This window comes from Patiriisocius sp. Uisw_017 (assembly GCF_047731265.1).
Classification (GTDB): Bacteria; Bacteroidota; Bacteroidia; order Flavobacteriales; family Flavobacteriaceae; genus Patiriisocius.
The window spans coordinates 1,056,999-1,069,607 of the sequence record NZ_CP159835.1; the positions used below are offsets into that span (position 1 = coordinate 1,056,999).

At 36.0% G+C, this 12,609-nt stretch carries 14 protein-coding genes; 10 read left to right on the forward strand and 4 right to left on the reverse strand.

Features of this window, described 5'->3' with window-relative positions:
• The first annotated feature begins 37 nt into the window (after positions 1-37).
• From ABXT67_RS04795 to ABXT67_RS04805, 3 genes are all read left to right on the forward strand, one after another.
• Entirely contained in the window at positions 38-805 is a 768-nt protein-coding gene (locus ABXT67_RS04795; protein WP_415376147.1) for an SDR family NAD(P)-dependent oxidoreductase, read from the forward strand.
• 200 nt (positions 806-1,005) lie between these two features.
• Entirely contained in the window at positions 1,006-2,139 is a 1,134-nt protein-coding gene (locus tag ABXT67_RS04800; protein ID WP_415376148.1) for an ATP-binding protein, read from the forward strand.
• Between the two features lie 135 nt (positions 2,140-2,274).
• Positions 2,275-3,012, forward strand: a complete 738-nt coding sequence (locus ABXT67_RS04805; RefSeq protein WP_415376149.1) for a metallophosphoesterase — start codon at positions 2,275-2,277, stop codon at positions 3,010-3,012.
• 9 nt (positions 3,013-3,021) lie between these two features.
• Here the strand turns inward: ABXT67_RS04805 and ABXT67_RS04810 are convergent, their stop codons facing one another.
• From ABXT67_RS04810 to ABXT67_RS04825, 4 genes are all read right to left on the reverse strand, one after another.
• On the reverse strand, positions 3,022-3,213 hold the full coding sequence (locus ABXT67_RS04810; protein ID WP_415376150.1) for a hypothetical protein: 192 nt from the start codon (positions 3,211-3,213) through the stop codon (positions 3,022-3,024).
• A gap of 53 nt (positions 3,214-3,266) precedes the next feature.
• Positions 3,267-4,820 (reverse strand): aldehyde dehydrogenase family protein, encoded by a 1,554-nt coding sequence (locus ABXT67_RS04815; protein WP_415376151.1) that lies wholly within the window; start codon positions 4,818-4,820, stop codon positions 3,267-3,269.
• A 443-nt stretch (positions 4,821-5,263) separates the two neighbouring features.
• Positions 5,264-5,800, reverse strand: coding sequence for a 3-hydroxyanthranilate 3,4-dioxygenase (locus ABXT67_RS04820; protein ID WP_415376152.1), 537 nt, complete (start codon positions 5,798-5,800; stop codon positions 5,264-5,266).
• Between the two features lie 157 nt (positions 5,801-5,957).
• Positions 5,958-6,461, reverse strand: a complete 504-nt coding sequence (locus ABXT67_RS04825) for a CAP domain-containing protein (protein ID WP_415376153.1) — start codon at positions 6,459-6,461, stop codon at positions 5,958-5,960.
• Positions 6,462-6,659: 198 nt separating this feature from the next.
• On the opposite strand from ABXT67_RS04825, the gene ABXT67_RS04830 reads away from it, so the two are divergent.
• From ABXT67_RS04830 to ABXT67_RS04860, 7 genes are all read left to right on the forward strand, one after another.
• Positions 6,660-7,811 carry an isoaspartyl peptidase/L-asparaginase family protein gene (locus ABXT67_RS04830; RefSeq protein WP_415376154.1) on the forward strand — a complete coding sequence of 384 codons (1,152 nt, stop codon included), beginning with the start codon at positions 6,660-6,662 and terminating at the stop codon, positions 7,809-7,811.
• 60 nt (positions 7,812-7,871) lie between these two features.
• Positions 7,872-8,291 (forward strand): hypothetical protein, encoded by a 420-nt coding sequence (locus ABXT67_RS04835; protein ID WP_415376155.1) that lies wholly within the window; start codon positions 7,872-7,874, stop codon positions 8,289-8,291.
• Positions 8,292-8,521: 230 nt separating this feature from the next.
• A complete protein-coding gene (locus ABXT67_RS04840; protein WP_415376156.1) occupies positions 8,522-8,713 on the forward strand; it encodes an antibiotic biosynthesis monooxygenase family protein in 192 nt (63 codons plus the stop codon).
• Between the two features lie 416 nt (positions 8,714-9,129).
• Positions 9,130-9,459, forward strand: coding sequence for a hypothetical protein (locus ABXT67_RS04845; protein ID WP_415376157.1), 330 nt, complete (start codon positions 9,130-9,132; stop codon positions 9,457-9,459).
• Between the two features lie 23 nt (positions 9,460-9,482).
• Complete coding sequence (locus ABXT67_RS04850; RefSeq protein ID WP_415376928.1) at positions 9,483-9,695, forward strand: DUF4153 domain-containing protein; 213 nt, start codon at positions 9,483-9,485, stop codon at positions 9,693-9,695.
• 63 nt (positions 9,696-9,758) lie between these two features.
• The gene (locus ABXT67_RS04855; RefSeq protein ID WP_415376158.1) at positions 9,759-10,013 is read left to right on the forward strand and encodes a hypothetical protein; all 255 of its coding nucleotides are present in this window, start codon (positions 9,759-9,761) and stop codon (positions 10,011-10,013) included.
• A gap of 29 nt (positions 10,014-10,042) precedes the next feature.
• Positions 10,043-12,598, forward strand: a complete 2,556-nt coding sequence (locus tag ABXT67_RS04860) for a glycoside hydrolase family 2 protein (RefSeq protein ID WP_415376159.1) — start codon at positions 10,043-10,045, stop codon at positions 12,596-12,598.
• The last annotated feature ends 11 nt before the right edge of the window (positions 12,599-12,609 follow it).

Below are 12,609 nucleotides of genomic sequence, written 5' to 3' on the forward strand. Positions count from 1 at the left end.
AATAAAATTATATAGTGCGATAAATTTGAAAAACATAATGAAAAAAACAGCATTTATTACTGGGGCGACCTCAGGAATAGGATTGGCAACGGCCAGACTATTTGCAAATCACGGGATCAATCTTATTCTCTGCGGAAGAAGACAAGAACGGCTCGAAAGCATAAAAGAAGAACTCTCCCAAAAGGTGGAAGTTTTTACGATGCAGTTTGATGTTAGAAACAAAGAACTATTCGAATCGCTTTTTGAAAAAACACCTCCAGCGTTTAAAAACATCGATATACTAATAAATAATGCCGGAAACGCGCACGGTTTAGACACTATCCAAAATGGGAATACCCAAGATTGGGATGCCATGCTTGATATTAATGTAAAAGGGTTATTGTATGTTTCGCAAGCTATTATCCCACAAATGATGGAGCAAAAATCTGGTCATATTATTAATATTGGGTCTACGGCAGGAAAAGAAGTTTATCAAAAAGGAAATGTGTACTGTGCCAGCAAACACGCTGTAGACGCAATAACGACTGGAATGCGACTCGATTTAAATGGCTGCGGAATTAAAGTGAGTGGCATAAATCCCGGACTCGTTGAAACTGAATTTAGCGAAGTTCGTTTTAAAGGGGATGCCCAACGTGCTCAAAAAGTATATCAAAACTTTACTCCATTAAAGCCAGAAGATGTTGCAGATATTATCTATTTCGCGGTCACAAGGCCTCCGCACGTTACAATTGCAGATTTAACAGTGATGTGTTTAGATCAGGCGTCTTCGACGATTGTTAATAAGTCCTTCGTTACAATTTCCTAATATATACTTTGCGTTATTAAGAAATCACTCACGAACCTGACCTATAGTAAACCATTCAAAACGATCTTATTGTAATAACAAATACACCATTACCAAAAATAATAATGAGACAAAAAACATAAGGTTCTTGAGTAATTTTTATAAAATGCAAAAAGCATTTTATAAAAATTATACCTCAGGAATAGCAAGCAAAACTAAACATGATCAACAAACGTCTTTTAATTAAAAACTTACTCGCGCATAACGACGAGAATAGTTTCTATGACAAAAAACGTAAAATAGACCTCAGTAGTAAAGAAGGCAAGGCGAAGTTTTTAAAGCATATATGCGCGCTTAGCAATAGCAACCCTGAGAACAATAGTTACATTGTTATTGGAGTTGAAGATGAGACCAATGAGATTAATGGTGTCGACTTTTTTGACGATAGTAAAATCCAGAACCTTATAAATGCATACCTCGCAAATGCACCCATTATAATGTATGAAAATGTGGCATTTGCTTCGTTGCCAAGCGATAAGGTAGTTGGATTGGTCACAATTAGACCTACCAGAGAAATCACTTCACTGCGAAAAAATATTTGGAAATATTGGGGTGGTTCTATCTTCTTAAGAGATGGAAGTATCTCTATGCCCAAAGTCTTTGACATCGTAATAAAAGATGTGAATTCTGAAATAGTAAAAGCTATTGAAAATAAAGCAAAAAATAATATTGAACACACCCTCAATGGAGTGATCGATTTTATAAACAATCGTCACAATGATTTACGCTCTCATTACAAAGTTTTTAAAGAATTATTTGTGGTTTGTTGGGCAGGCCACACTAAAAAGGTAAAGGGAGACACCTATTATTCTAGAGTTGACATCGAATTAATTAATGAACAAGTACGCTTATTTTATTCTACCTTAGATGAAGTGAGTATTTCATTTACTGAAGATGAATTTGTAATAACCGAATATGTACTATTAGGATTGAACAGTCAAAATAAGTATTACCCCTTGGAAGAAGTACGCATTCAATTTGAAGAAAATGGATTGTACCATATACACACTACCTTACTTTTTGAACCGCCGCGATACAATAAAAAAACCTTGCATCATATTTATAATACGAACAACGCACTGGTAGACAAGCTAAAAAATAAAATATCGCTCACCATCAGTGAAGAAAAAGATTTGCGAAATTTGCCCGCCACGTATTTAATTTGCTTCCTCAATGATTTTATAGATGCAAAGGACAGGTTGTTGGCTGCAAAAACATTGCTAAAACCTTATAAGAATGTATATGAATCCTATAAAGAATCTGTTAGAATTCTTCGGAAAATAAAATATAATTAAATCCCTGCTGGCAAGCCTACAAGGTATTAAAATCACAAAGCAAACCTTCTCTTCAAAGGGGAGATGCAAAACTTCCCTCTTTAAAGGGAAATCAAGGAAGATATTCGAACTCGTTTGAAAAATTTAAAATTTAATATGAATACAGTTAAAAGAACACTTGTTATTGGTGATATTCACGGCGGATTAAAAGGCCTACGTCAAGTTTTTGAAAGAGCAGACGTTTCAGAAAAGGATAGGCTCATTTTTGTGGGAGATTATGGTGACGGGTGGAGCGAATCGGCTGGAGTAATTTCTTATTTAATAGAACTTTCGGTTACAAACGACTGTGTTTTTATTCGAGGAAATCATGATTATCTGGTCTATCAATATCTAAAAATTAATGATAACAACCCAATGTGGTTAATTCACGGAGGGGCTGCGACTAAAAAAAGTTATGATCCCATTTCAGAAGAAGAAAAAGAACAACACATTCAGTTTTTAGAAGAACTCGAAAATTATCACATCGATTCTGAGAATCGGCTTTTTGTACACGCAGGTTTTACAAATCAAACAGGACCTTCACATGAATTCTTTCCAAATATGGTGTATTGGGATCGGACCTTATGGGAAATGGTGTGCGCATTAGATAAAAATCTAAGCCCAAATAACGTGCTATATCCCAAGCGACTCAAATTATTTAAAGAGATTTTTATTGGTCATACCCCAACTACAAAAATTGGTCGATCCATTCCCACAAACTTTGCTAATGTATGGAACATAGACACGGGAGCGGCTTTTAAAGGTACAATTTCAGTACTAGAACTTGACACCAAAGAATACTGGCAAAGTGATCCTGTTTGGCAATTGTATCCTGAAGAAAAAGGGAGGAATTAATTGGGTTAATCATATTTCTAACAAAACGGGAATGACGAGACATTCATCCTCACTTGCTGTGATTGTATATGCGCTAGCGCTTTCTCCGGCTCCAAAGAAAATATCAAAATTATATTCTAATGTCTCTTTATAATCTCCAACTAATGAGACAACTACAGCACCTTGTGAAATAATCGCCCCAATAGTATAAAAAAACCTCACAGGTCTCAAAGGCCTGTGAGGTTAAAATATTCAATAAAAGTTAATTCAGCTTCCTACAAATCAAATTTAATACCTTGGGCAAGAGGTAATTCATCCGAATAATTAACGGTATTCGTCTGTCTTCTCATATATACTTTCCAAGCATCAGATCCAGACTCACGGCCTCCACCTGTTTCTTTTTCACCACCAAAGGCTCCGCCAATCTCTGCACCAGAAGTACCAATATTCACATTAGCAATTCCACAATCAGATCCTGCAAATGATAAGAATTTTTCCGCTTCTTTCATCTCGTTGGTCATAATCGCACTTGATAATCCTTGTGCAACTCCGTTTTGCTGTGCAATCGCATTTTCTACTTCGCCAGTGTATTTCATTAGGTATAAAATAGGAGCAAATGTTTCGTGTTGTACAATTGCAAAACTATTTTCTGCTTCAATGATTGCTGGTTTTACATAGCATCCACTTTCGTAACCTGCGCCTTCAAGAACACCGCCTTCAACTAATACATTTCCGCCTTCAGCTTTAGCTTTTTCAATTGCAGCTAAATAAGTATCTACCGCGTCTTTATCAGTCAACGGTCCTACATGATTCTTCTCATCCAATGGATTACCAATCACTATTTGCTTGTATGCCCCTACAATTGCATCTCTTACTTTATTATAAACACTCTCGTGAATGATTAGTCTTCTTGTTGAAGTACAACGTTGTCCTGCGGTACCAACTGCACCAAATACTGCTCCTGGAACCACTACTTTTAAATCTGCTGTTGGTGTAATAATGATTGCATTGTTTCCTCCTAACTCCAATAAAGATTTTCCAAAACGCTCTGCAACCGTAGCTCCTACAATACGTCCCATTCTAGTCGAACCTGTTGCAGAAATTAATGGAATTCTAGTATCTTTTGTCATCAACTCACCAACTTTATAATCACCGTTGATGATAGAAGAAATTCCTTCTGGAAGATTATTCTCTTTCAATACGCCTGCAATAATATTTTGACAAGCAACTGCGCACATAGGTGCTTTTTCACTTCCTTTCCACACACATACATCCCCACAAATCCACGCTAAAGATGTATTCCATGCCCAAACTGCTACTGGAAAGTTAAATGCTGAAATAATCCCAACAATTCCTATAGAATGCCATTGCTCACGCATAACATGCATAGGGCGCTCAGATGGAATTGTTTGACCATTTAATTGTCTTGAAAGTCCAACCGCGAAATCACAGATGTCAATCATTTCTTGAACTTCACCGTATCCTTCTTGAAGTGATTTCCCCATTTCGTAAGAAACAAGTTTCCCAAGAGGTTCTTTTAATTCACGTAGTTTGTTGCCAAACTGACGCACAATCTCCCCACGTTGTGGAGCTGGCATTGCTCTAAAAGATAAAAATGCTTTTTCTGAAGCTGCAATTACCTTTTCATATTCTTCTTTTGTTGTTGTCGTTACTTTACCAATTAACGCACCATCTACCGGAGAATAAGAAGAAATTTCTTCGCCACCTGGATACCAAGTGTTCCCAGTCGATGTTCCGTGATTTACGGCTTTTAAACCTAGTTGTTTCAATGCTTCGTCCATGCCGAAGTCTTTAGCTACTGTTGACATATTTATATTTTTTAGTCATTTCCGCAAAGGCGGAAACTTGTTTTTTCCGCAAGCGGAAGTCTTATTTAGGAGTAAAATTTATTGAATTCTTAAAATTTCTGCAGAAACTTTAAGAGTTTCAAACCGTTGCGCGAAGATACGATTTTGATTAAGCATTAAAAAGGAATCGACACAATGCTATAAGACTTAACAATAAATTAGTTTTTACAACCAAGCTTAGTGAACGTTGATATCAAATTTGGGCGGGGAGCGAACCAAATGTTTCTCTTTTGGTTTTCACATAAACAAATAACGAATCTGTTTCAAAAGAGAGTAAAAGGTGTTTCTATTTTTCATATTCTGATTTGGGTATTTGATTAAAATCATCCCCTAAATGCATAGAAGGCCTCTGCGCGCTATCGTACATTCCTAGCAAAAACAAAATACGATGGCAAAACACTTCATCAATCAACCGTAAACCGCTCATCAACTTCCATCACCGTCCCACAATTATTGCAAGTTCTTAAATCTTCATTTCCGTAGAAGTCTTTGAAATGTTGTAAAAAGTCCTTTTCTACATCGTTAAGAGGGAAATAAACTTCGTGAATTTTATTATTACAATTGTCACAAAACCACATCAATCCATCCTTGCCGGCCAGGTCTTGTCTTTTGCGTTCTACGACTAAGCCTATAGAATTTTCGCCGCGTACTGGCGAATGCGGTACTTTTGCTGGATGTAAATACATGTCGCCAGGTCCTAGCTCCATCGTTCGCTTTACACCTTCATCCTGCACATGTACCTGTATGTTTCCTTCTAGTTGAAAGAACAATTCTTCGGTTTCATTATAATGATAATCATTACGAGCATTGGGCCCTCCAACAATCATCACGATATAGTCACCTGCATCTTTATAAAGGTTTTTATTACCTACGGGTGGTTTTAATAAGTCTCGATTTTCTTCGACCCAAGCGTTGAGGTTAAAAGGTTTTTGAATTGCCATACTATGAATTTTAAAATTGATTAAACGTAAAGTTACAGCAATTTTAGCATTTTTTATCGCTCTATTATAATTTCAAAAACTTTATAAAATAAAAAACCTCCAAACAGCCTAAACTGTATTGAAGATTCTTAAACATCAAGTAGGTCAATCTATGTTTTTAGTTTTTGTAAAAAAGTTGCGTATAATATGTGTTACCGCTAGTAGTTGACACAATACCAAAACCTGAATGTGTATAATCACCTTCAATAGCTCTTTTGTGTGATGGGCTGTTTAGCCAAGCCGTAACAACGCTTTGTGCATTGTCATATCCAAAGGCGACATTTTCTCCTACTTTTTGAGCACCTTGACTTTTAAGAGCTTGTTTGCGATAGTGAAAATTATCGTGATTAATATCACTCATTTGGATCATATATTTAGTGTGGTCTACGGCATATGCAGATGCATATTGCTGGTCCTTAAGAATAAGACCAAGACCAATAGAGGCCCTATGCTCATTAATAAGAATTAAAATTTCTTCAGCCATTTCCCAATCTGTCTCTTCGGCAAGATTAAGATCGATGGTGTAGTCAAGTACATTGTCTTCAGTATTATCTTCTGGTGAACAAGAAGCTATTGACAGTAATAATCCAATGGCAAGTAGGGTAGTTTTTAAAAGTTTCATAATTTAGGAGGCATCAAATTTGGGGCATGATGTTGAATTCAAACATAAAGAAAATTCTTACATAAAATAACACTTAAACGATTTTATTGTGTATTTAATCGTATTATTTGATTATTATTGGTTTTTTACCCACATAAAATAGCGCGCAATCGCAGGAAACAAAAGGGATTATGGATGCCGCAACAAAAACAATAAAATATGAAGAAATATCAAGTTTTTACGCTTTTAATCGTGTTTTTAGTGTCTTTTGGCTGTAAAAATGAAAGGATAATTGATTCGAAAACGACAATTCCTGCATTAAGTGCAGATAAAGTCGATGAAATGCACAGTGAAACCTTCGGAATTGTAATTCATGGAGGCGCAGGAACGATATTAAAGAAAAACATGACTGATTCGCTAGAAACAGCATACCGAGAAAAACTTACCGAGGCTGTTTCCGTAGGGTATCAAATATTAGAAAAAGGTGGCGAAGCCATGGATGCCGTTACAGCCACCATTACCATTATGGAAGACTCTCCTTTGTTCAATGCAGGAAAAGGCGCCGTATTTACCAATAAAGGAAAAAATGAACTAGACGCTTCGGTTATGGATGGTAAAACATTAGATGCTGGAGCAGTTGCAGGTGTTACCACGGTAAAAAATCCAATTAACCTTGCTGTTGAAGTAATGAATAACTCCCCACACGTTTTATTAAGTGGTGAAGGAGCTGAAATTTTTGCAAGGGAAAAAGGGTTTGAAATGACAGACCCTTCCTATTTCTATACTCAAAAACGATTTCAAGCATTACAACAAGTAAAGGCTAAAACAAGCCTTCGACCTTTAGAATCCCCTCAGGGTGATTCAGACATTGCACTTGCAAAAAATCAATCAGGCACCTCAAATTTCTTATCTCATTCAAATTTAGATTCTTACGATCCTTATATAAAAGACTCAAAATATGGGACGGTGGGTTGTGTCGTTTTGGATAAAAATGGAAATCTTGCCGCAGGCACTTCGACTGGTGGAATGACCAATAAAAAGTGGAGCCGTATTGGTGATGCTCCTATAATAGGCGCAGGTACCTACGCCAATAATGAGACCTGCGCTGTTTCTTCCACGGGATGGGGAGAATACTTTATGAGAGGACTTGTAGCATACGACATTAGTGCGATGATGGAATATAAAGGCATTTCATTAAAAGAGGCGACCCATGAGGTGATTCAAAATAAACTCACAAAACTAGGGGGCACTGGAGGTATTGTTTCCATAGACTACGAGGGAAACGTCTCTATGGAATTTAATACACCCGGAATGTACCGAGCACATATGAATAGTAAAGGGGAGTTAGTGGTTAAAATTTTTAAAGATTGAGAAACGACCTCGCAAGTCGGAAATTTCAAGAAGAAAATTCCAAAAAAAATCAAAGTAGGTATGATTCAAAAATTATTACAACCGTTAAAAGATGCGCCAGTTTCATTATACCTTATATATCTCCTTGTTTATATTCCTTGGGGATTTGGGATGGACGCTTTTGGCACCTGGGCTGAAATTGCAAAATTTAATAACTGGTGGCAAGTCGTTACTTGTTATGGATTGTATATGATTCCTATTTCTATCTTATTAAAAGACCGACCGTTTTTTGAACAATACGCTTATGGTTTAGTGGCTATGGGTCTACTAGAATTTGGGGGGTATTATTTTGAATCTAGTTATGCGTACCCCAATAACCTTGTTGAGCAACTATTTGGTACCCGAAATTTTGCATTAGGAATGACACTCTTTTTTGGATTGTATTTTCCGTTTGGAAATTGGATTGTTGGAGGAGTTTATAAGCGATTCTTTTCTAATTAATGTATTTTTAATATTTGTTCCCTACGCTATAATAACTACATATGCATACAAAAAAGACCTATACAACATTTGAAATGGAGATAAGGACTCATTTTGAAACAAAACTTAGGCGAGGCTGACGAAAGTATTCCAGATCAATTTCCTGCCAAACATCACACTCCGTTTTAAAACAAAAAATAAATGTCATATTTACAAGTACACTATCAGCAGCAAACGAAGGCTATCAAAATATGGCTTTACAGATGGAAGAACTTGCGAAACAACAGCCCAGTTTTTTAGGGATAGAAAGTGCTCGACAAGATGTTGGCATCACAGTAAGTTATTGGCAAACAGAACAAGCTATTCTAGACTGGAAACCAAGTCCAGATCATCAACAGGCACAAAAACTAGGCAGAGATATTTGGTATGCTATTAAAAGGTAGAGATTGCTAAAGTGGAACGAGTTTATAGATTCAATAGGGCCTAAACCGTCGAACTTTGTCAAATATGAAACACCAAAGTCTAGGTGTTCTTCGTTTAATAAATAGTCTCTTTTTTTAATTACTTCAGACCTGTCTGCCTGCAGGCAGGAATGTGCTTCTAAATTCATGTTCAGTCTTTTTTGGAGTTGTTCTTTGAAGACCAAGTCGAATAAAACGAATACTAAACCAATGGCAACGAATGCTAAAATCTCTACAAACATATAGGTCAGTTTCTATATATTTGATGTATTGATAACAATTAAACACGTAATAGTTGAAGTGTGCTTTTCAAAAATTTAGATTGGGGTATTGTGCTCACGTATATTTTCTGCCTATTCATTAGTATCTTTCTGCTAGTTAGACATACAAGCACCTATTTGTCTGATCAAGACAAAAAAGGATCAACACAACTTAATCGCGTTAGAGAAAAACGAATCACCCCTTTTAATGCCCTATCATTAAAAAAGGAATTAAGTGCCGGTCTTTTTCTATTAATAACGCTCAACATTTTACTGCTAGCCGTCAATTTTTTAGACATAAAAAATGTGTGGTTTGGTTTTGAATGGGATGGACAAACTCTTATAGAATTTGTGCATGAAGCAACCTATTTATTAATCCTTTCCATTCTTATCTCCATTGCAATAGTGCTGTTATATTTCCGTGAAAATTTAAATTTCTACAGTAAAACACCTTGCTTAAAAAACTAAGCTATGTATGGATTCTACAAAATGTGATTTTAGCAATTTCAGTTGGAATTCGTAATTTTTGGTATTTTGAATATTATTCACTCGCATATAAAAGGATAGGCATTTTTTTCTTTTTAACCGCAACTATTTATGGGCTTTATACTGTCTTGATAAAAGTGAAAGATAAAAAATCATCATTCTATTTATTTAGAAACAATGCTTGGAGTGTTTTTCTTATTTTGGTAGTTACAAGTTGAGTTCCTTGGGATATTGTCATTTCAAAATACACCTTTTCACATGCCGATGAGTCTTATATTGAATTGGATTATCTAGCCCATTTTTCAGACAAAGCATTGCCAAGTCTTGACAAAAATTTACAAACCGTCGCACAAATAAAAGAAAATCAAAACGAACAATTTCTTCCTGACCACGATATAAAGGCTGATTTGTATATCCAGCACATTACGTATAAAAAAGTAGCATTCAAAAAGAAATGGGAGCGTAAAAACTGGCTCGCTTGGAACTGGGCAGAATATAGGGCTTATGCGAAACTATTTGAAGATTCAAAACAATAAGCTTTTTATAGAATTTGTATCTTAGACCAATGAAATTGAAGTGGGGTCTAATATTTTTATCAAGTTTACTAATAAATTGCAAGCAATCGACAAATAGCATTCAATCTCTTAATGGAAACGATTGGCAGTTTACTCAGGATTATAAAAACCCTAATAACACCTATGATATTGTAAACTGGCAACCCGCAACAGTTCCTGGCAGTGTTCAAAAAGATTTACTAAACCTCGGCAGAATTCCAGACCCTTTTAAAGGCAGCAACGAAGACAGTATTCAATGGGTATCAGAAAGAAGCTGGATTTATAAAAAAGAATTTTCTGTTTCTGCGGAAATTTTAAAAAAACAAAAACATATTTTAAGGTTTGAAGGGTTGAATACCTATGCTCATTTTCTATTTAATAACAAAAAACTAACAAAGACAAACAACGCATTCAGGATTTGGGAAGTAGATGTTTCAGATCTAATTGAAACGGAAAACGCCGTAGAAATAACTTTTTATCCTACGGACGAATATGAGGAAAAAGAATCCGCAAAACTAAACTACACCCTTCCAGAATCCCCTAGGGTATTCACCCGCAAACCACAATTTCAATACGGCTGGGATTGGGGGCCTACGATTAAAACAATGGGTATTTGGCGTGATGTTTCTTTGGTGAGTTATGACCAAGTGAGAATGAAAGATGCTTTTGTTCAAACCAACACCGTTTCCGAAGAAAAAGCTATGTTGACTGCCAATATCGAGTTTGAAACTTTTGATTATGATAAGAGTAGTATTGAAATAGTAAACAACACAACAAACGAAACTATAGCAAACGAAATTGAAATCTATGGGAATGACACCTATAAATTTCCTATCATAATTGACCACCCTAAACTCTGGTGGACTCACAATCTAGGCGAACCATTTTTATACGATTTTACCATCAATGTAAAAAAAGGGAATACCGTAATCCAATCCATCAACAAAAAAGTGGGAATCCGAACAATTGAATTAGTCACCGAAAAAGACAGCATAGGTGAAGGGTTTTATTTTGAACTTAACGGGAAACCTGTTTATATGAAAGGAGCTAATTACATCCCGCAAAACATTTTTCTTGCAGATGTCCTCCCAAAAGAGCGAAAGAAGTTATTAGATGATGTGGTAGCGGCAAATATGAATATGCTTCGTGTTTGGGGCGGTGGTGTTTATGAGGAGGATCTTTTCTATGATTTGTGCGATGAAAAAGGAATCCTAATTTGGCAGGATTTTATGTTTGCTTGTGCCATGTATCCCGGCGATGCAGCATTTCTAGAAAATGTAAAAGGAGAAGCAATCGATACGGTAAAACGACTGCGACAACATCCAAGCATCGCGCTCTATTGTGGCAATAATGAAAATCGTGAGGGTTGGCACCGTTGGGGTTGGCAAGCAGACAAAACTGAAGCTCAAAAAGAAGAAATCTGGAATAACTACCAAGCTATTTTTAACGATATGCTTCCTAAAGTGGTGGATAATTTAAGTCCTGCGATATCCTATTGGGAGAGTTCGCCTAAGTTTGGTCGTGGTGACAAACGCTATCAGCTTGAAGGCGATGCACACGACTGGTGGGTATGGCACGACGGTTACCCTTTTGAACATTTTGAAGAAGAAGTTCCACGGTTTATGAGTGAGTTTGGTTTCCAATCCTTCCCAAGTTACGAAGCCATAAAATATTTTACAGAGCAAGATAGTATTGATCTCAATCATCCCAGTTTTACCACACATCAAAAACACGCGCGAGGGTATAAGCTCATTCGAGAATACATGGAACGTGAATTTCCTGTGCCCACAAATCCTGAAGATTATGTGTATGTGAGCCAGTTATTACAAGCCTACGGAATCACAAAAGGCATCTTCGCCCACCGCCGTGCTAAACCCTATAATATGGGTACGCTCTATTGGCAACTAAACGATTGTTGGCCGGTGGTTTCTTGGTCCAGTATTGACGGAATGGGAAATTGGAAAGCGCTGCATTTTAAGGCTAGAGAGGCATTTAAAAATAGATTAATTGTTCCTTTTGAAGAAAATAACATTTTAAAAATCTCAATTGTTGACGATGCTATCAGGACAATAACGGCCGATTTATTAGTGCTTTTTAAAGATTTTAACGGTGAGATTTTAGCCGAATTTAATGAAGAAGCTATTTCCACTTTTAATGAAAAAAATGAAGTTATTTTTGAAATTCCTTTACACAAATTGAATATTGATAGACGTAAAAGTTATGCTGAAATTTTCTTCGGAAATGACAATGTGGTTCATTATTTTGAGAAGCCAAAAAACCTGAATTTATCAACTGAAAAACTAACTGCTGAAATGGTAAAAAAAGAATACGGTTATGAAATTAGGTTGCATTCAGAAACACTACAAAAAGATGTTTTTTTATATTCAGAAGCGGAAGGTACTTTCGAAAATAATTTTATAGATGTACTCCCTAATAGAACAGAAAACATTAAATTTAAAACAGAAATTAAAGCTCCTCTAATAAAATACAAGACGTTAAACCAAATAAATAATACCGTCAACAATGCCAAAAATAAGGTTAGTGTTATTATAGAACTTGTCCATTAAAAACTACCCAA